Here is a 21097-nt window from a genome sequence, read left to right on the forward strand (position 1 = left end):
CCTGTCCCAGGGATCGAAAGCCGAAACCCTTCTGAATTCGGCGCGCCGATCGAGGTCGATGCGCTGCAGGCACTCGGCAAAGGCGTCGTTCTTCTTGGTGAAGCAGATGCAATGGGCTGTTGGGCCGGCCTGATTGCCTACGACGCCGACGCACTTGCGGCATTATGCCGGCGGTTCACCTGGCCCGGCCGCCCGGCGATCGACAGCCGCGTCTCCTGCTTCGTGCGCTCGGCCACCACCTTGCCCCTGGCAACGACGCAGAGCCGTTCGGCGCGCAGGCGCAAGGCCTCTATCGGGTTGCCGGCGTCGAGAATGACGAAGCTGGCGCGCTTGCCCGCGGCAAGGCCGAGATGATCGAGGCCCATGATGGCCGCGTTGACATTGGTGACCATGTCGAAGCAGCGTGCCATGTCGGCCGGGCTCGACATTTGCGCGACGTGCAGGCCCATGAAGGCTACGTCGAGCATGTCGGCGGTGCCCAGCGAATACCAAGGGTCGAGCACGCAATCCTGGCCCCAGCCGACACGGATGCCGAGCGCCAGCATCTCCTTGACCCGGGTCAGGCCACGGCGCTTGGGAAACGTATCGTGGCGGCCCTGCAGCATGATGTTGATCAGCGGATTGGGGATCGCCGACACACCGGCCTCGGCGATGAGCGGCAGGAGCTTTGAGACGTAATAATTGTCCATCGAATGCATGGAGGTGAGGTGCGAGCCGGCCACTCTGCCGTGCAGGCCGAGGCGCTGCGTCTCATAGGCAAGCTGCTCGATATGGCGTGACAGCGGATCGTCGGTCTCGTCGCAATGCAGGTCGACCATCAGCCCGCGCTTTGCCGCGATTTCGCAAAGTTCGGTCACCGAGCGCGTGCCGTCGGCCATGGTGCGTTCGAAATGCGGGATGCCGCCGACGATGTCGACACCCATGTCGAGCGCGCGCAGCGTGTTCTGCCGCGCCGTCGGCGAGCGATAAAACCCGTCCTGCGGAAAGGCGACCAGTTGCAGGTCGATATAGGGCGCGACAATCTTCTTGACGTCGAGCAGCGCCTCGACCGCCAGCAGCCGGTCGTCGCAGACATCGACATGAGTGCGGATGGCGAGCAGCCCCATCGAGACCGCCCAGTCGCAATAGGCGAGCGCCCGCTCACGCACGGCATCATGCGTCAGCAGCGGCTTCAGCTCGCCCCACAGCGAAATGCCTTCGAGCAGCGTGCCCGAGGCGTTGATGCGCGGAATGCCGTAGGACAGCGTCGCATCCATATGGAAATGCGGGTCGACGAAGGGTGGCGAGATCAGATTGCCGTGAGCGTCGATCGCCGTGCCGGCGCTGACGTTCAACTTTGGCTCGATGGCGACGATCGTCTCGCCGACAATGCCGAGATCGGCGATAGTGCCATCAGGCAGCGTTCCGCCGCGCACAACAAGGTCGAAATCCATCTGTCGTCATCTCCCTGCAGATTGAGCGCCCTATCGTCGTGATGGGCACCCCTCTTTTCCAAAGGTTCCATCCGGCGGCAACTCGCTCTATAAGCCGCCAGTCGCCCCCGTGGCGAATCCGAAATTCGTCTCAGTCAGGCATGGGATCAACCATTGTTTCGCTTCTTCCGTTCGACGGAAAACCAGCGCCTCATCGCGAGGCTGGTCAGGGAATCCTTCCAAGAGCACAAGTTTGGCTATGCCGCCGCGATCGCGTCGATGCTGGTGGTGGCCGCCATGACGGGCGCCAGCGCCTGGATCCTGCGCGAAATCACCAATGAATTCGTGATCTACAAGAGGCTGGACCGCGTCAACCTGATTGCCGGAGGGGTTGCCGCGATCTTCGTCTTCAAGGGCATCGCCAACTTCGTGCAGGCCTACTTTATGAGCCGCGTCGGCAACAGCATCATTGCCGACCGGCAACGCAAGATCTACGACCGCATCCTGGCGCAAGGCATCGAGTTCTATCATTCGACCTCGTCGTCGGAGCTGATCACGCGCATGACCAACAATGCGCAGGCGGCGCGCAGCGTGCTCGATCTCGTCGTCACGTCCTATGTGCGCGATCTGGTGACGATGGTTGTGCTGGTGGGGGTGATGGTCTGGCAGCAGCCGGCGCTGTCCCTGATCTGTTTCGTTATCGGTCCCATAGCCATTTACGGCGTCAATCACATCCTGAAGCGCGTACGCAAGATCGCCGCGCAGGAATTCCGCTCGCTCGGCCAGATCGTGCAAGTGATGCAGGAAACGGCAGTGGGCGTGCGCGTGGTAAAGTCCTTCGGCCTCGAAGGCGCGATGCGCAAGCGCATGTACAAGGCCGTGTCGGACGTGGAGAATCGCGCCAACAACATCGCGACCCTGGAGGCCGCCACCAGCCCGGTGATGGAGACGCTCGCCGGGCTGGCAATTTCCGGCTCGGTCCTGGTCAGCGGGTTTCTGGTTCTGGGTGGAGGCCAGATGCCGGGCAACATCATGGCCTTCATCGCAGCGCTGCTCTTGGCATACGAACCGGCCAAGCGCCTGGCGCGCGTGCGCATCTCGCTGGAAACCGGTATTGTCGGCGTGCGCATGATGTTCCAGCTTGCCGACAGGCCGCTGACGCTGGCCGAGAAGCCCGATGCAAGGCCGCTGCAGACGGGGCCGGGCGAGATCCGTTTCGACAATGTGAGCTTCGCCTACCCCGAAAGCCCGCCGGTGTTCGAGGGACTGGACCTGACGCTTGCTGCCGGCCAGATGACGGCTCTTGTAGGGCCCTCGGGCAGCGGCAAGTCAACCATCCTCAACCTGATCATGCGCATGTACGACCCGCAGATCGGCAGGGTGATGTTCGATGGCCAGGACATCTCCGACGCCACGCTCGCCTCGGTCCGGGAGAAGATCGCCTATGTCAGCCAGGACACGTTCCTGTTTGCCGGCACGGTGATGCACAACATCCGCCTCGGCCGCCAGGACGCGACCGACGAAGAGGTGATCGCCGCCGCCAAGGCCGCCAATGCGCATGACTTCATCAGCGCCATGGCCAAGGGTTATGAGACGGAGGTCGGCGAGAATGGCGCGCTGCTGTCAGGCGGCCAGCGCCAGCGCATCTCGATCGCGCGCGCCATGCTGCGCAATGCGGAGATCCTGCTGCTGGACGAGGCGACCAGCGCGCTCGACGCCGAGTCGGAAGCGCTGTTCCGCGACGCGCTGCAGCAGCTGACGGTCGGGCGCACCACCATCGTCATCGCCCACCGCCTGTCGACCGTGCACCAGGCCGACACGATCGTAGTGCTGGAAGCCGGCAAGGTGGTTGAAAGCGGCGCGCATCGCACGCTGCTCAACCAGGGCGGGCTCTATCAGAAGCTTTATGAGTATCAGTTGATGCCGTGAGGATTTCCGGATGTCGGTGCCATGCCCCCTCATCCGGCCCTTCGGGCCACCTTCTCCCCGAGGGGAGAAGAGATCGTCGACGCTTGCGCCAGCCTCTTCTCCCCAGCGGGGAGAAGGTGGCCGCGAAGCGGCCGGATGAGGGGGCTTGCGCAGACCTCACTCCGGCACGTGCCGCACCGCGCCCTTGTCGGCGCTGGTGGCGAAGGCGGCGTAGGCGCGCAGTGCGGTCGTCACCTTGCGCTTGCGCTTTTCCTCGGGCTTCCAGGCCAAGGCGCCCTTGGCCTCCATCGCGGTACGCCGAGCATCGAGTTCAGCGTCACTCACCGCCAGGCGGATGGTGCGGTTGGGAATGTCGATCTCGATCGTATCGCCTTCCTGAACCAGCCCGATCGTGCCGCCTTCCGCAGCTTCCGGCGAGGCATGGCCGATCGACAGGCCTGACGTGCCGCCGGAGAAGCGGCCGTCGGTGACCAGCGCGCAGGCTTTGCCGAGGCCCTTCGACTTCAGATAGCTCGTGGGATAGAGCATTTCCTGCATGCCGGGGCCGCCACGCGGTCCCTCATAGCGGATGACGACAACGTCGCCGGCCTTGATTTCGTTGGACAGGATCGCCTTGACCGAAGCGTCCTGGCTTTCGAACACCCGCGCGGGACCGGTGAATTTCAGGATCGATTCGTCGACGCCGGCGGTCTTCACGATGCAGCCGTCGAGCGCCAGATTGCCTTTCAGCACGGCAAGGCCGCCGTCTTTCGAGAACGGCGTCTTCGCCGAGCGGATGACACCCTTCTCGCGGTCGAGATCGAGCTCGTCCCAGCGGCGATCCTGGCTGAAGGCGATCTGCGTCGGCACGCCACCGGGTGCGGCGAGGAAGAAGTCGCGAACGTTCTGGCTTGTCGTGCGGGAAATATCCCAATGGTCGAGCGCTTCGCCAAGGCTCGCCGTATGCACGGTCGGCAGGTCGCGGTTGAGCAGCCCGGCATTGTCGAGCTGGCCGAGGATGGCCATGATGCCGCCGGCGCGGTGGACGTCTTCCATATGCACGTCGGATTTGGCCGGCGCCACCTTGCACAGCACCGGAACCCGCCGCGACAGCCGTTCGATGTCTTCCATGGTGAAGTCGACCTCGCCCTCATGCGCGGCCGCCAGGATGTGCAGCACGGTGTTGGTCGAGCCGCCCATGGCGATGTCGAGCGTCATGGCGTTTTCGAAGGCGCCCTTGGAGGCGATGCTGCGCGGCAATGCCGTCTCGTCATCCTGCTCATAATAGCGCTGGGCGAGATCGACGATGAGATGGCCCGCCTCGACGAACAGGCGCTTGCGGTCGGCGTGGGTCGCCAGCGTCGAGCCGTTGCCCGGCAGCGACAGGCCGAGCGCCTCGGTCAAACAATTCATCGAATTGGCTGTGAACATGCCGGAGCATGAGCCGCAGGTCGGGCAGGCCGAGCGTTCGATGACCTTGACGTCCTCGTCGGAGATCTTGTCGTCGGCGGCGGCAACCATGGCGTCGACCAGGTCGAGCGCCTGCGTCTTGCCGGCCAGCACCACCTTGCCGGCCTCCATCGGGCCGCCGGAAACAAAGACGGTCGGGATGTTGAGGCGCAGCGAGGCCATTAGCATGCCAGGCGTGATCTTGTCGCAATTGGAGATGCAGACCATGGCGTCGGCGCAGTGCGCATTGACCATGTATTCGACGGAATCGGCGATCAGCTCGCGTGACGGCAGCGAGTAGAGCATGCCGTCATGGCCCATGGCGATGCCGTCATCGACCGCGATGGTGTTGAATTCCTTGGCGACGCCTCCGGCCTTCTCGATCTCGCGCGCCACCAGCTGGCCGAGATCCTTCAGATGGACATGGCCGGGCACGAACTGGGTGAAGGAGTTGACCACCGCAATGATCGGTTTGCCGAAATCCGAATCCTTCATGCCTGTAGCGCGCCACAGGCCGCGGGCGCCGGCCATGTTGCGGCCATGAGTGGTGGTGCGGGAACGATAGGCGGGCATGAACTTTCCTTAGCTGGCTGGCTGCGCCCAGTGCGGAGCGTGGCAGCGCTGAATTTGGATCGCAGGGTTTATAGACCGCCAAGTATGGTCTGGCCACATTTTTGCAATGCGCCAGATTCTCGTAAAAATCGGAGTTTGCGAAAAAAATTGCGGCCAGTGTCGGATCGCCTGCTGGGCGCGCGTCCTTTGGTCAACGGCAGGGGAATGGCACCATTTCTAGAGTCAGCCGTTTCATCCGTAACCGCAACCAAAACATCCCGAGGAGCTCGACATGCAAAAGATCACCACCTGCCTGTGGTTCGACGGCCAGGCCGAAGAGGCGATGAATTTCTACGTCTCCATCTTCAAGAATTCGAAGGTGCTGAGCGTTCTGCGTTGGCCCGAGGGTCACGCCGATGCGGGCAAAGTGCTGTTGACCACGTTCGAGCTCGACGGCGTTCCGTTCCAGGCGCTCAATGGCGGACCGCAATTCAAGTTCAACGAGGCGATGTCGCAGTCGATCGACTGCAAGACCCAGGAAGAGGTCGATTATTTCTGGGAGAAGCTCACCGAGGGCGGCGAACCCGGCGTCTGCAGCTGGCTGAAAGACAAGTTCGGCGTCTCCTGGCAGGTCGTGCCGGAGCAACTGCCGCGCCTGCTTCTGGATCCGGACCGGGCCAAGGCCGGGCGGGTGATGTCGGCGATGATGCAGATGGGCAAGATCGACATTGCGAAGATCGAAGCGGCGGCCAAGGGGTGAGAAGCGGTCCGCGTAGCGGACGAAAAGTGCTTGGCTTTTCGAGCTTCGAACGCCCTGAGCCGTGCGAAGGGCCGGGCGGCCATTGAGGTCGGCGCCGCCCCTCATCCGCCCTTCGGGCACCTTCTCCCCGTGAACGGGGAGAAGGAAGAGCTCACGCCGCCTTGTCGCGGACCTGATAGTCCTTGATCGTGGCGAAGCGGATCGCTTTCCAGCGTTCGGCTTCGTAGTTCAGCGAGAAGGCGTGCTGGGCCAGAAACACCGGATCATTGTCGAGGTCGCGGGCGATATCGCCGCGATGGGCCTCGATGAAGCGAAGCGTCTCGGCCTTGTCGTCGGCCGAGATCCAGCGGCAGACGGAAAAGCGCGACATCTCGAACTCGACCGGCAGCGTGTATTCGAAGTTCAGCCGCTCCTTCAAAACATCGAGCTGCAGAGCGCCGACGACGCCGACGATGGCCGGTGAACCGTCCTCGGGCGAAAACAGCTGCACGACGCCCTCCTCGGCCATCTGGTGCAGCGCTTCCTTGAGCTTCTTGGCCTTCATCGCGTCGCCCAGGCGGACGCGGCGCAGGATTTCCGGGGCGAAGTTCGGCACGCCGCGAAAAAGGATTTCCTCGCCTTCGGTCAGCGTATCACCGATGCGCAGCGTGCCGTGGTTGGGGATGCCGACGACGTCGCCGGCAAAAGCCTCGTCGGCGGTGACACGGGTGCGGGCGAAGAAGAATTGCGGCGCCGACAGGCTCATCGGCTTGCCGGTGCGCACCAGCTTGGCCTTCATGCCGCGCTCGAGCTTGCCGGAGCAGACACGCACGAAAGCGATGCGGTCGCGGTGGTTGGGGTCCATGTTGGCCTGGATCTTGAAGACGAACGAGGTCATCTTCTCCTCGGTCGCCTCGACCTTGCGGGTGTCGGCCTCCTGCGCGCGCGGCGGCGGCCCGAAGGCGCCGAGCGCCTCGATGAGGTCGCGCACGCCATAATTGCGCAGCGCCGAGCCGAAATAGACCGGCGTCAGATGGCCTTCGCGGAACGCGTCAATATCAAGAGGTCGGCAAGCCTCCCGCGCCAGCTCCAGTTCCTCGATGAAGGCTTCGCGCTCGTTTTCCGGCAAAAGGCCGGCGACGCGGTTGGAATCGGGACCGTTGACCGGCGTGCGCTCTTTCTCCGCATCGCCCTTGCGCACAGCGTTCAGCGCCAGGTGATAGGTGCCGGCAAACGTCTTGCCGCGGCCGATCGGCCAGGTAATGGGGGCCGTGTCCAGCGCCAGCTTCTGCTCGATCTCGTCTAGAATCTCGAACGGGTCGCGGCTTTCGCGGTCCATCTTGTTGATGAAGGTGATAATCGGGATGTCACGCAGCCGGCAGACCTCGAACAGTTTCAGCGTGCGCGGCTCGATGCCCTTGGCGGCGTCGATGACCATGACCGCCGAGTCCACCGCCGAGAGCGTGCGATAGGTATCGTCGGCGAAATCCTCGTGGCCGGGCGTGTCGAGCAGGTTGAAGACATTGTCTTCATACTCGAAGGTCATCACCGAGGTGACGACCGAAATGCCGCGCTCGCGCTCGATCTTCATCCAGTCGGACCGGGTCTGGATGCGATCCTTCTTGGCCTTGACTTCGCCGGCAAGCTGAATGGCGCCGCCGAACAGCAGAAGCTTTTCGGTGAGCGTCGTCTTGCCGGCGTCGGGGTGGGCGATGATCGCGAAAGTGCGGCGGCGCGCCACTTCCTCGTGTATTGCTTCAGGCATTCTCTGGGATTTCCGTGTGACAGGCCGGGCTTCTAGCAGCGCAGTGTCGGGCTGTCGACCGGTGCGGCGGCGCGGACGCCGCCGCATTGCTTCAGGCCAGCTCGCTCATGCGGCTCGCCCGAACGACCTCGGGAAGCCAGCCGGCAATGGCGGCGCCTATCGCGTCGGCATGGTCTTCCTGCAAATAGTGCGCGCCAGGCCCGAGATTGATGAACCGGCAGTTCTTCAAACTGGCCGCGAATTCGCGTGCAGCCTGCGGCGCAATCAGCGCGCCGGGATCGCCAGCAAACAGGAGTTTCGGGTAAGTGGACAGCCGCAACGCGCGATGGTCGTGCTCGTTGATGGCGGCAACGTCGGCGGGCTGGCCCTCGATCGGCAATTCCCTGGGTAAACGCAGCACGGGTTTGCGCGACTGCGGCGTCGGGAACGGCGCTCGGTAGCCGGCCATCTCCTCGTCGCTCATTGTGCGCAACACCGAGGCCGGCAGCACTTTTTCGACGAAGACATTGTCGTCCAGGACCAGTTTTTCGCCGACACCGGGCGTGCGCAGCGCCTTGAACAGCTCGCGGGCCTGCGGGCGCTGGTGAAAATCCTCCCAGCGCTCGAAAGGCCGGATGAACTCCATGAAAGCGAGGCCCAGAATGCGCTGCGGCCGCCGTGCCGCGAGATGGAAGGCCAGTGCCGTGCCCCAGTCCTGCGCGACAACCACCACATCCCTGATGTCGAGCGCCTCAAGGAAGGCGTCGAGATAGCGGACGTGATCGAAGAAGCGATAGTCGATATCGGGCTTGCCGGACTGACCGTAGCCGATCAGGTCGGGCGCGATGCAACGGCCAAACGGCGCGATATGCGGGATAATGTTGCGCCAGATATGGGATGAGGTCGGGTTGCCGTGCAGGAACAGAACGGTAGGACCGGGTGCGCCGGCCTCGACATAGGACATGGTCGAATCGAGCACCGCGATCTGCGAACGTCGCGCTGCGGCGACGCCAGCTTGAGGCAGGTCGGTTTTCGAACTCATGGGGTCGTCTCCTTTGCGAACACTGTGTTGAAGATGATTTTCTTGAACCGGTCGAGCGGTGCGGGGCTGCGCTCGACCTTCATGCGCAGCATGGCGCCCTGCCAGGACGACAGCAGGAAATCGGCGAGGTCCTCAGGATCGAATGCGTTGGTGATGTCGCCGGTTGCCTGACCCTCGGCGATGCAGGCAGCGAAGGGCTGGCGCCAGCGCTCGAAGATAGAGACGAGCTGGAGGCGCAGCGGCTCGCTGTGCACCGCAGTCTCCAGGCTGAGATTGCCGATCATGCAGCCACGGGCCCAATCATGCGCTTCGAGCTTCGAGGTGATGAGGTCGAGGTAGCGGCGTAGCCTGCCGATGGGTGGCGTGCCGTCCTGTGCCAGGGCTGCTTCCACCAACCCGCCGACATAGGCGAAGTAACGGTCGAGCACCTCGCCGGCGAACTCCTCCTTGGAACCAAAATGGTTGGTGAAGGAGCCCGGGCGGGCATCGGCGGCTGCAACGATGTCACGCACGCCGGCGGCGGCGTAACCGGAATTCCAGATGGTCTGGAAACCAGCATGGAGGAGTTTTTCGCGGAGTGATTGTCTAGCCATGGCGAAATAATACGTACGTACGTATTTATGTCAAGCACGCAAGTTTGCATTGGCAGAAGCCACCACAAAATGGCACTCATCGGCAACAGGATGGAGAATAGCGTGGCGAAGCAAGTCGTCGTCATCGGCGCGGGCATTATCGGCGCCTCGATCGCCTGGCATCTGACAAAGGCCGGCGCACGAGTAACCATCGTTTCCGAGAGCGGCGCCGGTGGCGTCGCGACGCCCAATTCCTTTGCCTGGATCAACGCCAGCTGGGGCAACCCCGAGGTATATTTCCGGCTGCGAACCCGCGCCATGGCCGAGTGGAAACGGCTGGCAAACGAGTTGCCCGGCCTGCCGCTCGCCTGGTGCGGCGGGCTGTGCTGGGATCTGCCGGCCGACAGGCTCGAAGCCTACGCGGCCGAGCACTCTTCATGGGGCTACGGCATCGAGCGCGTTGACGCTAAGCGGGCGACGCAAATCGAGCCCAACCTCGTCGAGCCTCCGGAATTCGCTGTCTATGTCGCTGAGGAAGGTGTGGCCGAACCGGTTGCGGCGGCCAAGGCGCTGCTGGCCGATGCGGAACGGCAGGGAGCGAAAATCATCACCGGAGCTGTCACGGCCTTGGTGCATTCCAATGGCAAGGTCTCCGGCGTGGAGATTTCCGGCCGGCGGATTGCCGCCGACGAGGTGGTGATCGCCGCCGGCACCGGCGCCCCGGCTATTGCCGCTACCGCCGGCGTCAACCTGCCGATCGAAACGCCGCCTGGCCTGATTGTCCACTCGCGGCCATACAAAAAGCTGCTCAACGGGCTGGTGCATGCCGAAAAGCTGCATATGCGCCAGACCGCCGAGGGTCGCATCATCGCCGGCTCGGATTTCGCGGGCGGCGATCCTGGCGACAACCCTGACGCCACGGCGCGCGACCTGTTTGCGGCGGCGAAGGCGGCGTTGCGCGGCGCCGACGGGCTGGAGCTTGATTTCCACACGGTCGGTTACCGGCCGACGCCGACCGATGGCTTTCCGATCATCAGCCGCGCCGAGGGCATGGATGGCCTTTACGTCGCGGTCATGCATTCGGGCATCACGCTGGCGCCGGCGGTTGGACTTTTCGCCACACGCGAAATCCTCGATGGCGAGCGCGACCCGCTGCTGGCCCCCTACGGGCTGGAGCGTTTCGCTCAATAGCCCGGCGGCCGGCGAAAGCCACCGGTGAGCGGTTCGATTGCTCTGGCGATACCGAGCAGCCGCGCTTCCGACCAGCGCGCGCCGACCAGCTGCAGGCCAATGGGCAGGCCGTCGCGGTCCTGCCCGCAAGGCAGCGAAAGGGCCGGATGGCCTGAGTAATTGAAGACCGCGCCATAGGCCGGCAGCATCCAGTAGCTTTGCTCCTTGCCATCGACCGTGATCGATTTGCCGGGTTCGCAATGCGGAAAGGCCGTGGTCATGGCGACCGGGCACAGCAAGGCATCGCAATTTTCGAAGAACCTGTCCCAGGCGAGGATGGACCTGTCACGGCGGGCGAGCGCCTCGAACCAGCTGGAGACCGGCGTCGGCTGTTCAGGCGGTTCTGGCTGCGCAGCCTCCAGCATCTTGCCGATCAGGTTTCCGCCTTGCTCGAGATCGTCATGCAGGTCGAGCTTCGGCAGTTTTGCCTGCTCGACAGTCGAACCTGCCGCCTCAAGCTGCTTAGCCAGAATGTCGACGGAAACACTGATCTCGCCGGCCACCGGAAAGCCGGCAAAGGATGGCGCGACGGCGATGCGGAGCGACTTGAGATTGACCTCCAGCATGGCCTCGACCGGCACCGGCGCGAGGTCGGTGTCGGCTCCATCGGGGCCGGCGATGATCTTGTAGATCAGCGCCAGATCGTCCACCGAGCGGGCCAGCGGGCCGAGGCAGGACATCAGCCGCACGCTGCGTGGTGTGCCGCCAGGGTCGGGGAAGGCGCCGGCCAGCGACACACGGTGCTCGGTCGGCTTCAGCCCATAGACGCCGCAGAAGGCAGCAGGCAGGCGAATCGAAGCCTGCATGTCCGTGCCGACGTCGAACGGTGTCATGCCCGTGGCCACCGCTGCCGCGGCGCCGCCACTGGAGCCGCCAGATGTGCGCGCGAGATTCCACGGATTGTTGGTGCGGCCGAACAGCGGATTGCCCGACTGCCAGTCGCCCAGCATGGTTGCGACATTGGTCTTGGCCGTGAGAATGCCGCCGGCAGCCTTCAATCGGGCAACGACCGGGCTGTCCGCTTTTGCCACATAGTCGGCAAAGGCTGGGAAGCCGACTGTTGTCGTCATTCCTGCCGTCTCGTGCATGTCCTTCAAAGTGAAAGGCACGCCATGCAGCGGGCCGAGCGCGTCGTCGCGTGCCAATGCCGCGTCGGCCTCTTTTGCGCGCTCACGAGCCCCTTCACGGTCGAGATTTATGACGGCGTTGACAGCTTCGTTGTGCCGGTCGATCTGCGCCAAATGCGCGTCAAACGCTTCGACGGCGGATATTTTTCGCGCAGCGATTGCGGCGGCAAGGTCGATGGTCGAGGAGAAGACGAGGTCCATGACGAATGCTCCGGCTTGGCTGCTCCGGTCACTGAGATGGCGGACGGCGGCGCAGCTTCAAGTGGAGTTCAGCATTCGAGGACAGGTGGCGCTTGATCGAAATTGCGCTTGCCGGTTCGGCCGAGGGGGGCGCGAAGGAATGCGGCCTAGATTGGCTTAGACGACCAGCGCTAACCTTGCCGACGTCGGAACAAACGGCCGAATCGCCATGCCATCACCTGTAATGGTGACGAAACTCGCCGGCGGAATGGCCTGCCAGTCGCCGCCTTCGCGGTCGAAGGGTTCGGACACGATGCAACGGCCGCCATTGCGAACCGAAGTGTAGAGCGTCGGTGCGTGGGCGTCGCTGGCGTAGCGCACGGCATAAAGCGTATGCCCATCCGCAAAGGCGGCGGTGAGCTTCAAGGCCAGCTCCAGACCCGCGCGGCGTGAAGCCTCAATGACGCGGGCGGTTGCGCGCGACACGGCACCTTGCGGGTCACTGGTGAGATCCTCGTCGATCATCAGCAGGAAAAACAGTTCGGAATCGGTGGTGCCTTCGCGCTGGTCGAAGACGGCATCGGAAAGCGAATTTTCCAGCGCGCGGCGGATTTTCTCGAAGCCGCCGATCTGGCCGTTGTGCATGAACGACCAGTTGCCGGAGATGAAGGGATGGCAGTTCATGCGGCTGGTGGCGCTGCCGGTCGATGCCCTGACATGGGCGAGGAACAGGCCGGATTTGATCTGCCGGCACAGGCTTTTCAGATTGGGGTCCGACCAGGCCGGCAGGATGTCGCGGTAAAGGCCGGGCTCGGGCCGCTCGCCATACCAGGCAAGACCGAAGCCGTCGCCATTGGTCGGCGACTTGGCTTCTTGGGCGCAATGGCTCTGGGCAATCAGCGAATGACAGGGCGCGGTGACGATGTCTTCGAGAAAGACTGCTTCACCAAGATAGGCCGCCCAACGGCACATCGCTTTGACCGTTCCTTAGGCGCGATCCAAGAGAGCCTGGGGCTCTTTGACCGCGTGTGAGCCTCTGTTGTGCGTCCGCTCATAGAGTTCGCGAACGATTCGGCTTGCCGTAGTCTCGAAGAGAAATGGCAAGAAAGCGTGAACAAGCGCGGCTCCGGCAGCCATCAGGAGGCGCGAGGAGAACCAGGCGGCAAAAGCCATGTGGCTGAAATAGGTTTCGCCGACCTTGGCCGGGTGCGAGGTGAAAAGCTTCGAAAACAGCGTCGTCATGGTGATCCCTCCAGCCGGGATAAGCCCCGATGCTGGGTATCTTGCCACAGGGGAAAGGTTCATCGGTCTCAATTTGTCCTTGCCTAACGCTGTAGTTCGGGACATTCATCCCAACATGGCGCTTGAATTCGATGAAATAGACCGAAGATTGCTGGCTGAGCTGCAACGCGACGGCACGCTGTCGGTCGACCAGCTCTCGGAAAAAGTATCGCTGTCGCGCAACGCCTGCTGGCGGCGGGTCAAGCGGATGGAAGAGGACGGCGTCATCACCGGCCGGGTGGCGTTGGTCGATGCCGACAAGCTCGGGCTCGGGCTTTCGGTGTTCATCCTGATCCGCACCTCCAACCACGATCCGGACTGGCTGCAGAAATTCCGGGCGGCGGTGACCGGCTTTCCCGAAATCACCGGGGTCTACCGTATGTCCGGCGATCTCGACTATGTGCTGCGCGCCCGCGTCGCCGATGTGAAGGCCTATGACCGGCTCTACCAGCGGCTGATCGCCAAGGTGGCGCTTTCAGACGTCTCCGCCTCCTTCGTGATGGAAGAGATCAAGGAAACGACGGTCGTGGCCGTGGAACTGCGCTAGGTCATCGTGACGCCGCAAAGAAAGCCGTTGATAGCGTGGCGGGCGAGTTGACCGAATCGCGGTTCGCGCCGATAGGATCGATTTTATGCGCGCAGCCCTCCACACCTCCTCCGTCATTGGTCCCACTGTCGGCTTCGTTCGGTTGCCGCATGGTGAAGGACTTCCCCTCCCCGCCTATGAAAGCACCGGTGCCGCCGGCATGGATTTGCGCGCCGCAGTGCCGGATGACCGGCCGCTGCTGATCCTGCCGGGCAAGCGCGCCTTGGTGCCAACCGGGCTGATCCTGGAGATACCCGAGGGGATGGAAGGCCAGGTGCGGCCGCGTTCCGGCCTTGCCTTCAAGCACGGGCTGACCGTCCTCAATTCACCGGGCACGGTCGACAGCGATTATCGCGGCGAGGTCAAGGTGCTGCTGGTCAACCTTGGCGACGAGGATTTCGCGGTCACGCGCGGCATGCGCATTGCCCAGATCGTGTTTGCCACGGTAACGCAGGCGACGGTCGAGGAGCGCAGCCTGGCCGGCGGCACAGCGCGCGGCGCGGGCGGATTCGGATCGACCGGCACCGCCTGAATGAGCATACCAAAACTGGTCATCTTCGACTGCGACGGGATACTCGTCGACACCGAGAACCTTGCGAACCGGCGGCTTGCCGAGTGGCTGAGCGAGGCCGGCTTCACCACCACATTCGAATATTGCCGCAAATATTTTTCCGGCCGCAGCATGGCTTCGGTCCAGAAGGAAATCGAAGAGACGACCGAAGTCAGGCTTGGCGCCGATTTCGTCGATCGCTGGAACGCCGGTCTGCCGGATCTGTTCTCCCACGGCGTCGAGGCGATCCCTTATATCAGCGACTTCATCGAAGTGGTGCGCACGGCCGGCATCGCCTACTGCGTCGCCACGTCGGCACGCATCTCGAAGATGCACATCACGCTCGGCCAGACCGGACTGCTGCCGCTGTTCGAGCATGCGATGTTTTCTTCGACCATGGTCAGCCGCGGCAAGCCGTTCCCGGACCTGTTCCTGCATGCGGCAAAGACAATGGGTTTTGCGCCGGCCGACTGCATCGTCATCGAGGACAGCGTCGCCGGGACCCAGGCAGGCATTGCCGCCGGCATGCGCGTCTATTCCTATCATGGCGATCCCTATTCCGACCGCGATGGCCTGGCCGACGCCGGCGGCGTCCTGTTCGATGACATGCGCGCACTGGCGGGGCTGGTGCCGATCCACTGATGCGGGCAGTTTGCCAGGCTGGACGCTTTGGGAGGCTGTGCTACGGTCCGCGCGCCCGACACCCTGAGGCGCCCATGCCAACCAACCTGCTTCGCTTCATCCTCGCCCTAGTGTTGCTGCCATGGCTGTGGACGGCAGCGGGCGCGCAGGCCGTAAGCTTCCCGGAGTTCCGCAGCGCCGTCCCCGGCCATACGGATGTGACCTATCTTGATCTCGCCAGGATGGTCATCCCCGACCTCGCGGCGGACAGCAACGGCTTTCACCGGGGCGGATTGCCGATCGACATGCGCCACATCGAGGGCCCGGATAGCGGCGGCTCGCCACCCGAGACGTCAGGCCTCTCCAACGCCGGCGTGCTTGCGGTCAAAGCCGGCGGCAAGGACCGGCTGGTGATGCTCTATGACCTCGGCGACTCTCCCGACAGCACCGAAGGCTATGCCGTGCTGGCGCTCTACGACGTCACCGGAAAGCCGAAACTGCTCGACGCGGTCAATGTCGCCGTCGACCGCAGCACCTACTTTCGCGATCCGGGCAAGCTTTCCGTCGATGCAAACGACGACGTCCTCACCACCATGAGCACGCATTTCAATTCGAGCCAGGGCTATGTGATCACGCCGCTGATCATGGTGCAGGACGACAAGTTCGAACTGATCGACATGATCTACACATTTGATGAGAACCTATGCGCCTACAGCCGCAAGCAGGACGTTGCTTTCCAGACGATCGCTGACGGGCAGCCGTATGCCGCGATCAAGGTGATGGTCACCGACGCCACCGTGCCGAACGGTGAAAGCTGCGACGACCAGTCGCCCGAGCCTGAATCTCACGCGATTTCCGTCACCTATCACTGGGACAAGAAGACGTCGCACTACGTTAAGGATTCCGACGCGCTGGACAAATTGGCAGGAGACAACGCCAAACGCTTCTGAGCCAACCGCATTCGTTTGCCCGGCGCAAATCGGCACGATAGAATCTAGCCGACATCTCCGCATCTGAAGGGAAGCACCATGGACAAGGGCAAGATCTTTCGCGACCTGCACGCCTCGACCTTCGTGATGCCCAATCCCTGGGACGTCGGCACGACCAAGCTTCTGGCGTCCTTCGGCTTCAAGGCGCTGGCGACGACCAGCGCCGGCTTTGCCTTTTCGCGTGGCCTGCCCGACGGCGCGGTGACATTCGAGGCGATGATCCACCATTGCCGCGAGCTGACGGCGGCAACCAGCCTGCCTGTCTCGGCCGATCTCGAGAAAGGCAAGGGCGACAGCGCAACCAGTGCCGCCGAGACCATTTTCGCCGCTGAGGCCGCCGGCCTCGCCGGCTGCTCGATCGAGGACCATACGGGCGATCCGGACAAGCCGATCTATGAGTTTTCGCACGCCGTCGAGCGCGTCTCAGCGGCAGCGGAGGCGGCGCGCGCGCTCAAGCACGATTTCGTCTTCACCGCCCGGGCCGAGAATTTCCTGTGGGACAAGCCGGACCTCGACGACACGATCAAGCGGTTGCAGGCCTTCGAGAAGGCCGGCGCCGATGTGCTCTATGCGCCTGGCCTCAGTGATGTCGAAACGATCCGGAAAGTCTGCTCGGCGGTGAGCCGGCCGGTCAACGTCATGGCACTGCCTGGTTTCACCATCGCCGACCTCGCCATGGCCGGGGTCAAGCGCATCTCGCTTGGGCCGTGGCTGACCAATTTTGCCTTCGGCATGCTGGAAACAGCGGCGCGCGAGATTCAGCAGGACGGCACGTTCGGCTTCACCCGCGCCGCCATGCCGTTCAGCAAGCTGCAGGCGCTGTTTGCCGAGTCCTCAGGCTAAGAAGGGCATGACGCTCACCGTCGTCGACATGCACACCGGCGGCGAGCCGCTCAGGATCATCACCAGCGGCTATCCCGATATCCCCAAGGGCACGATCCTGGAGAAGCGCGCCTATGTGCGCGACCATCTCGACCATTTGCGCAAGCTGCTGATCTTCGAGCCGCGCGGCCACTACGACATGTATGGCGCGCTGCTGGTGGAGCCCGACCTGCCCGGCGCCGACCTCGCCGTGCTGTTCATGCACAATGAGGGCTATTCGACAATGTGCGGCCACGCCATCATCGCGCTCGGCCGCTATGCTGTCGACCAAGGCCTGGTGGCGAAACAGGAGCCAATCACGACCGTCAACATCGAGGCGCCATGCGGCCTGGTCGTGGCTTCGGTGGAAGTCAGGGACGGCAAGGCCGGCGCCGTGTCGTTTGAGAGCGTGCCGGCCTTCCTGTTTGCCCGCGACCAACAAATCGACTTGGCAGGATACGGCAAGATTATCTTCGACATCGCCTATGGCGGCGCCTTCTATGCGCTGGCCGATTGCCATCAATTCGGGCTGGAATTCGGCCGCAGCCGGGTGCGCGATTTCGTCGATGCGGCGACCGCGCTGACGGAGCGGCTGAAGACGGAGTTCCCTCTATCGCATCCCGATCATCCCGATCTCGCTTTCCTTTACGGCACCATCCTGACCGACGGGGGCGATGCGTTTTCCGGCGAGGCGACGAAAAATGTCTGCGTCTTTGCCGATGCCGAGGTCGACCGTTCGCCGACCGGCTCCGGCGTCACCGCGCGGCTGGCGGCGATGTGCGCCAGGGGCGATATCGAGATTGGCCGGGAGCGGACCTTCGAAAGCATCGCCGGCTCGCGCTTCTCCGGCGCCGTGGCGCGCACAACCAAGGCCGGGCCGCATGAGGCCATCATCGCCCGTGTCGGCGGCCGCGCCTATTATTCGGGCTGGGCAGAATTCACCGTCGAGCCGGATGATGACCTCGGGCGCGGCTTCTTATTGCGCTGAAGGCGCTTAGCTCCGCACGATGCGGGCCGCTTCCTTCGCGCCGATCGCCTTGTGCAGGTGCACCATCATAGCGGCGGCGAAGAGCGGCGTCAGCAGATTGAGCAGCGGCACGGCGAGGAAGGCGGCGATGAGGAGGCCGGCCAGAAACACCGTGCCGGCATATTTCCTGCGCAACACCCTCGCCTCGTCTTCCGGGCGAAAGCGCATGGCGGCGAATTCGAAGAATTCGCGGCCTAGCAGGTAGCCGTTGACGATGAAGAAGGCGGCGATGTTGATGCCCGGCACCAGCAGAAGCAGCAGGGCGACGATGTTGCCCAGGATGACGACGCCGAGGAACTTCACCGACAGCACCAGCGAGCGCAGCGCCGGCATGGCCCTGCCGGCCGGGTCGCCAGGAAAGTCGGTGCGCTCGACCACTTCGGCGATGTCGTCGAGAAACAGGCCGGCTACGATTGCCGTCACCGGCGCGATCAGCAGCGCCATCCCGAAGGCAAGCGCGATGGCCGCGATGATGCCGCTCAGCCATCCGGCCCAGGACGGCAGGCCGGGCAATAGGGAGTGAACCCACGGCAGGGCCAGCCAATCGACAAGCCCGGTGAGAGCAAACCACACGGCCACGAGCGCCAGCACGGTCAAGCCCAGCGTCTTCAGGAAAACCGCGCGGAATTCGGGAAAGAACAGGCGGCTGAAGGCGGCGCGGGCAGCGTTGGAGATCACGGCGTTTCCACCCCCCGGGAACAAACTGATATCTCCGACATAGGCGGAGACCCGGTCAGCCGCAAGTCTGCTGGAGCGGACGCAATTCCGACCAGAAACTAGCGCGCCAGCGCCGGCGAACGGGCGGGGATGGTCATCGCCGCAACGCCGGCGACGACGCAGCCCATGCCCCAGAACGCCGTCGGCCCAAGGCTTTCGCCGAGGAACACGACGCCGATGCCGACGCCGATTGGCACGCGCAGATAGGCCTGTGACGTGGTGCCGACCGAACCCAGCGTGTGGATGAGGCGGAAGAAGATGCAGAAGGCCAGCGCCGTCGAAAAAACCGACAAGGCCAACAAGGCCAGGATCGACGCCGTCGACGGCGACAGCGTCCACGGGCGGTCAACCACCAGGCTCAAGGGTACCAGGATGACCGCGCCGCACAGCATCGAACCGGCGGCCGGCAGCATCGGGTCGAGTCCCCTAAAGCCGCGGCCGAAAATGGCGGCACCGGCATAGCAGACGGTCGCCGCGACAACCGCAAGCTGAGCCCACAACTGATGGCCGAGCCCGCCAAGCGCCTGGGTGCCGACGATCAGGCAAATGCCGGCAATGCCGGCGCCGACGCCGAACAGCTTGCGTGCGGTGACCTGCTCGTGGCGGGTGATGAGCGCGGTCAGCAGGAAGGTGAAGATCGGCGACGTCGCGTTGAGAATGGTGGCAAGGCCGGCATCAATGGAGCGCTCGGCGGCGGCGATCAGCGTGAACGGCACGACGCTGTTGAGGCAGGCCTGGACCATGAAACGCCACCAGGTCGCACCGTCCTTCGGCATGGCGAGGCCGCGCCAGCGGATCAGCGCGAGCAGGATGCCGCCGGCGATCAAGGTTCTGGCCGCTATGAAGGTGATCGGCGGGATCGTCTCGACACCGATCTTGATGAACGTATAGGACGCGCCCCACAGAGCGGCCAGCGCGCCAAGCAGCGCCAGTTCGGTGGTCATGTCGGTCTTTGCTTGCATGTCTGTGAGCGCCTTCAGCTGCTGTGATCGAAGTCCCTCTAGTCCGCTGAGGGGAGGAAATGCTTCGATGACGACACAACTGTAGCCGCACATCACGGCAGTGCGCATGGTCCAGTTCGATTTGACGGCTAGGCAAAACCCTTCCAAATCGAGAGCCTGATCCGTCCCGATTACATCGGGACGGGGCTCTATTTTTGTTTGACCATGATCTTGTCCGAAAACCGGGTTTCACTTTTCCGGATCATGGTCTAGACCCGCGCCCGGCCGGCGTGGCAGAAAGCCGGCAGATTCCAAGGCGGAGACATTGATGCCGGATTATGACGTGCTTTGCATCGGCAATGCCATTGTCGACATCATCGCCCAGTGCGACGACGCTTTTCTCGAAACCAACGGCATCATCAAGGGTGCGATGAACCTCATCGACACCAGGCGCGCCGAGCTGCTCTACAGCCGCATGGGCCCGGCGATCGAGGCCTCCGGCGGCAGCGCCGGCAACACGGCGGCGGGCGTCGCCAGTTTCGGCGGCCGCGCCGCCTTCTTCGGCAAGGTGTCGAACGATCCGCTCGGCGAGATCTATGCCCATGACATCCATGCCCAGGGCGTTGCCTTCGACACCAAGCCGCTCGAAGGTCAGCCGCCGACGGCGCGCTCGATGATCTTTGTCACCCCCGACGGCGAGCGTTCGATGAACACCTATCTCGGCGCCTGCGTCGAACTCGGGCCGGAAGACGTCGAGGCCGACAAGGCATCCGGCGCCAAGGTGACCTATTTCGAGGGCTATCTGTGGGATCCGCCGCGCGCCAAGGAGGCGATCCGGCAGACGGCGAGGCTCGCACACGAGGCCGGACGCGAAGTGTCGATGACACTGTCGGATTCGTTCTGCGTCGACCGCTACCGGGACGAGTTCCTCGAGCTGATGCGCTCGGGCACCGTCGACATCGTCTTTGCCAACAGCCACGAGATCAAGTCGCTCTACCAGACCAAATCCTTCGACGAGGCGCTGGCGGCCATCCGCAAGGACTGCAAGATTGCCGCCGTCACCCGCTCTGAAAAAGGCTCGGTGATCGTGCGCGGCGAGGAGACCGTCACCATCCAGGCGACGACGATCCGCGAACTGGTCGACACCACCGGCGCCGGCGACCTCTACGCCGCCGGCTTCCTCTACGGCTACACGGCCGGGCGCAGCCTGAAGGATTGCGGCGATCTCGGCTCGCTCGCCGCCGGGCTGGTGATCCAGCAGCTCGGGCCGCGGCCGCGGCAGAATCTGCGCAGCGCGGCCCAACTGGCCGGGCTGCTGTAATCCCGCTGCGTCACCTCTGGCGAGGCGTTAAACGACGTCTCTGTCGTGCGCCCGTCACAGAGGCCTCCTACATGCACAGTGAGGCGTCTCGCGACTGACATTCGGGACGCCCGCAGACAGTTGGGGTGTCCAAATGCAAGACAGCAACCGGTCACGTCGCTGCGCCTGTCGTTACCGCGCTTTCCGCTTTCCGTTGTAGCCATTCAACAACCGGCCGCAGCCTGGGAGGAGAGCGCGTGGCCAGCAAG

General features: G+C 63.7%; 20 protein-coding genes. 10 read left to right on the forward strand and 10 right to left on the reverse strand.

Going from position 1 to position 21097, the window contains the following annotated elements:
* Positions 1-137: 137 nt before the first annotated feature.
* Positions 138-1433 carry an amidohydrolase family protein gene (locus AC1D1L_RS01770; RefSeq protein WP_477338298.1) on the reverse strand — a complete coding sequence of 432 codons (1296 nt, stop codon included), beginning with the start codon at positions 1431-1433 and terminating at the stop codon, positions 138-140.
* A 153-nt stretch (positions 1434-1586) separates the two neighbouring features.
* Between AC1D1L_RS01770 and AC1D1L_RS01775 the strand changes: the two genes are divergently transcribed.
* A complete protein-coding gene (locus AC1D1L_RS01775; protein WP_477338300.1) occupies positions 1587-3341 on the forward strand; it encodes an ABC transporter ATP-binding protein in 1755 nt (584 codons plus the stop codon).
* 156 nt (positions 3342-3497) lie between these two features.
* Here AC1D1L_RS01775 and ilvD read toward each other — a convergent pair whose 3' ends face one another.
* Positions 3498-5342, reverse strand: coding sequence for a dihydroxy-acid dehydratase (ilvD, locus tag AC1D1L_RS01780; protein ID WP_477338302.1), 1845 nt, complete (start codon positions 5340-5342; stop codon positions 3498-3500).
* A gap of 271 nt (positions 5343-5613) precedes the next feature.
* On the opposite strand from ilvD, the gene AC1D1L_RS01785 reads away from it, so the two are divergent.
* Positions 5614-6081 (forward strand): VOC family protein, encoded by a 468-nt coding sequence (locus AC1D1L_RS01785; protein WP_192249707.1) that lies wholly within the window; start codon positions 5614-5616, stop codon positions 6079-6081.
* A 151-nt stretch (positions 6082-6232) separates the two neighbouring features.
* Here the strand turns inward: AC1D1L_RS01785 and AC1D1L_RS01790 are convergent, their stop codons facing one another.
* The 3 genes from AC1D1L_RS01790 to AC1D1L_RS01800 form a co-directional block, all read right to left on the reverse strand.
* Complete coding sequence (locus tag AC1D1L_RS01790; protein ID WP_477338304.1) at positions 6233-7825, reverse strand: peptide chain release factor 3; 1593 nt, start codon at positions 7823-7825, stop codon at positions 6233-6235.
* Between the two features lie 91 nt (positions 7826-7916).
* Positions 7917-8846 (reverse strand): haloalkane dehalogenase, encoded by a 930-nt coding sequence (locus tag AC1D1L_RS01795; protein WP_477338306.1) that lies wholly within the window; start codon positions 8844-8846, stop codon positions 7917-7919.
* Positions 8843-9439, reverse strand: a complete 597-nt coding sequence (locus AC1D1L_RS01800; RefSeq protein ID WP_477338308.1) for a TetR/AcrR family transcriptional regulator — start codon at positions 9437-9439, stop codon at positions 8843-8845. The genes AC1D1L_RS01795 and AC1D1L_RS01800 overlap by 4 nt, the downstream gene beginning before the upstream one ends.
* Positions 9440-9529: 90 nt before the next feature.
* On the opposite strand from AC1D1L_RS01800, the gene AC1D1L_RS01805 reads away from it, so the two are divergent.
* Entirely contained in the window at positions 9530-10609 is a 1080-nt protein-coding gene (locus tag AC1D1L_RS01805; protein WP_477338741.1) for an NAD(P)/FAD-dependent oxidoreductase, read from the forward strand.
* Here AC1D1L_RS01805 and AC1D1L_RS01810 read toward each other — a convergent pair.
* The 3 genes from AC1D1L_RS01810 to AC1D1L_RS01820 all read right to left on the reverse strand — a co-directional run bounded on the left by AC1D1L_RS01810 (position 10603) and on the right by AC1D1L_RS01820 (position 13197).
* Positions 10603-11976 carry an amidase gene (locus AC1D1L_RS01810; RefSeq protein ID WP_477338310.1) on the reverse strand — a complete coding sequence of 458 codons (1374 nt, stop codon included), beginning with the start codon at positions 11974-11976 and terminating at the stop codon, positions 10603-10605. The two genes, AC1D1L_RS01805 and AC1D1L_RS01810, sit on opposite strands and share 7 nt — an antisense overlap.
* Before the next feature lie 156 nt (positions 11977-12132).
* A complete protein-coding gene (locus AC1D1L_RS01815; RefSeq protein WP_477338312.1) occupies positions 12133-12927 on the reverse strand; it encodes a class II glutamine amidotransferase in 795 nt (264 codons plus the stop codon).
* 15 nt (positions 12928-12942) lie between these two features.
* Positions 12943-13197 (reverse strand): DUF6356 family protein, encoded by a 255-nt coding sequence (locus tag AC1D1L_RS01820; RefSeq protein WP_112560713.1) that lies wholly within the window; start codon positions 13195-13197, stop codon positions 12943-12945.
* Between the two features lie 115 nt (positions 13198-13312).
* On the opposite strand from AC1D1L_RS01820, the gene AC1D1L_RS01825 reads away from it, so the two are divergent.
* The 6 genes from AC1D1L_RS01825 (at position 13313) to AC1D1L_RS01850 (ending at position 17831) form a co-directional block, all read left to right on the forward strand.
* Positions 13313-13783, forward strand: a complete 471-nt coding sequence (locus AC1D1L_RS01825; protein WP_477338314.1) for an Lrp/AsnC family transcriptional regulator — start codon at positions 13313-13315, stop codon at positions 13781-13783.
* A gap of 85 nt (positions 13784-13868) precedes the next feature.
* Positions 13869-14354 carry a dUTP diphosphatase gene (dut, locus tag AC1D1L_RS01830; RefSeq protein WP_112560621.1) on the forward strand — a complete coding sequence of 162 codons (486 nt, stop codon included), beginning with the start codon at positions 13869-13871 and terminating at the stop codon, positions 14352-14354.
* Positions 14355-15014 (forward strand): HAD family hydrolase, encoded by a 660-nt coding sequence (locus AC1D1L_RS01835; RefSeq protein WP_477338316.1) that lies wholly within the window; start codon positions 14355-14357, stop codon positions 15012-15014.
* Positions 15015-15088: 74 nt separating this feature from the next.
* Complete coding sequence (locus tag AC1D1L_RS01840) at positions 15089-15943, forward strand: hypothetical protein (RefSeq protein ID WP_477338318.1); 855 nt, start codon at positions 15089-15091, stop codon at positions 15941-15943.
* A 78-nt stretch (positions 15944-16021) separates the two neighbouring features.
* Positions 16022-16825 carry an isocitrate lyase/PEP mutase family protein gene (locus AC1D1L_RS01845; protein ID WP_477338320.1) on the forward strand — a complete coding sequence of 268 codons (804 nt, stop codon included), beginning with the start codon at positions 16022-16024 and terminating at the stop codon, positions 16823-16825.
* Positions 16826-16832: 7 nt separating this feature from the next.
* Complete coding sequence (locus tag AC1D1L_RS01850) at positions 16833-17831, forward strand: proline racemase family protein (RefSeq protein WP_477338322.1); 999 nt, start codon at positions 16833-16835, stop codon at positions 17829-17831.
* A gap of 6 nt (positions 17832-17837) precedes the next feature.
* Here the strand turns inward: AC1D1L_RS01850 and AC1D1L_RS01855 are convergent, their stop codons facing one another.
* Together AC1D1L_RS01855 and AC1D1L_RS01860 are read right to left on the reverse strand one after the other, a co-directional pair.
* A complete protein-coding gene (locus tag AC1D1L_RS01855; protein ID WP_477338324.1) occupies positions 17838-18548 on the reverse strand; it encodes a sulfate transporter family protein in 711 nt (236 codons plus the stop codon).
* A 98-nt stretch (positions 18549-18646) separates the two neighbouring features.
* Positions 18647-19549, reverse strand: a complete 903-nt coding sequence (locus AC1D1L_RS01860; RefSeq protein ID WP_477338326.1) for a DMT family transporter — start codon at positions 19547-19549, stop codon at positions 18647-18649.
* Between the two features lie 307 nt (positions 19550-19856).
* On the opposite strand from AC1D1L_RS01860, the gene AC1D1L_RS01865 reads away from it, so the two are divergent.
* Positions 19857-20849 carry an adenosine kinase gene (locus tag AC1D1L_RS01865; protein ID WP_112560614.1) on the forward strand — a complete coding sequence of 331 codons (993 nt, stop codon included), beginning with the start codon at positions 19857-19859 and terminating at the stop codon, positions 20847-20849.
* Positions 20850-21097: the final 248 nt, after the last annotated feature.

This window comes from Mesorhizobium sp. P2_D6, from assembly GCF_056404315.1.

Bases quoted from the DNA above. Each gene is read 5' to 3' on its own strand.
- AC1D1L_RS01850 (WP_477338322.1), top strand. From the start codon at position 16,833: ATGACGCTCACCGTCGTCGACATGCACACCGGCGGCGAGCCGCTCAGG.
- AC1D1L_RS01810 (WP_477338310.1), bottom strand. From the start codon at position 11,976: ATGGACCTCGTCTTCTCCTCGACCATCGACCTTGCCGCCGCAATCGCT.
- AC1D1L_RS01835 (WP_477338316.1), top strand. From the start codon at position 14,355: ATGAGCATACCAAAACTGGTCATCTTCGACTGCGACGGGATACTCGTC.
- AC1D1L_RS01865 (WP_112560614.1), top strand. From the start codon at position 19,857: ATGCCGGATTATGACGTGCTTTGCATCGGCAATGCCATTGTCGACATC.
- AC1D1L_RS01840 (WP_477338318.1), top strand. From the start codon at position 15,089: ATGCCAACCAACCTGCTTCGCTTCATCCTCGCCCTAGTGTTGCTGCCA.
- AC1D1L_RS01805 (WP_477338741.1), top strand. From the start codon at position 9,530: ATGGAGAATAGCGTGGCGAAGCAAGTCGTCGTCATCGGCGCGGGCATT.
- AC1D1L_RS01800 (WP_477338308.1), bottom strand. From the start codon at position 9,439: ATGGCTAGACAATCACTCCGCGAAAAACTCCTCCATGCTGGTTTCCAG.
- AC1D1L_RS01860 (WP_477338326.1), bottom strand. From the start codon at position 19,549: ATGCAAGCAAAGACCGACATGACCACCGAACTGGCGCTGCTTGGCGCG.
- AC1D1L_RS01845 (WP_477338320.1), top strand. From the start codon at position 16,022: ATGGACAAGGGCAAGATCTTTCGCGACCTGCACGCCTCGACCTTCGTG.
- AC1D1L_RS01820 (WP_112560713.1), bottom strand. From the start codon at position 13,197: ATGACGACGCTGTTTTCGAAGCTTTTCACCTCGCACCCGGCCAAGGTC.
- AC1D1L_RS01770 (WP_477338298.1), bottom strand. From the start codon at position 1,433: ATGGATTTCGACCTTGTTGTGCGCGGCGGAACGCTGCCTGATGGCACT.
- AC1D1L_RS01790 (WP_477338304.1), bottom strand. From the start codon at position 7,825: ATGCCTGAAGCAATACACGAGGAAGTGGCGCGCCGCCGCACTTTCGCG.
- AC1D1L_RS01795 (WP_477338306.1), bottom strand. From the start codon at position 8,846: ATGAGTTCGAAAACCGACCTGCCTCAAGCTGGCGTCGCCGCAGCGCGA.
- AC1D1L_RS01785 (WP_192249707.1), top strand. From the start codon at position 5,614: ATGCAAAAGATCACCACCTGCCTGTGGTTCGACGGCCAGGCCGAAGAG.
- AC1D1L_RS01825 (WP_477338314.1), top strand. From the start codon at position 13,313: ATGGCGCTTGAATTCGATGAAATAGACCGAAGATTGCTGGCTGAGCTG.
- AC1D1L_RS01815 (WP_477338312.1), bottom strand. From the start codon at position 12,927: ATGTGCCGTTGGGCGGCCTATCTTGGTGAAGCAGTCTTTCTCGAAGAC.
- ilvD (WP_477338302.1), bottom strand. From the start codon at position 5,342: ATGCCCGCCTATCGTTCCCGCACCACCACTCATGGCCGCAACATGGCC.
- dut (WP_112560621.1), top strand. From the start codon at position 13,869: ATGCGCGCAGCCCTCCACACCTCCTCCGTCATTGGTCCCACTGTCGGC.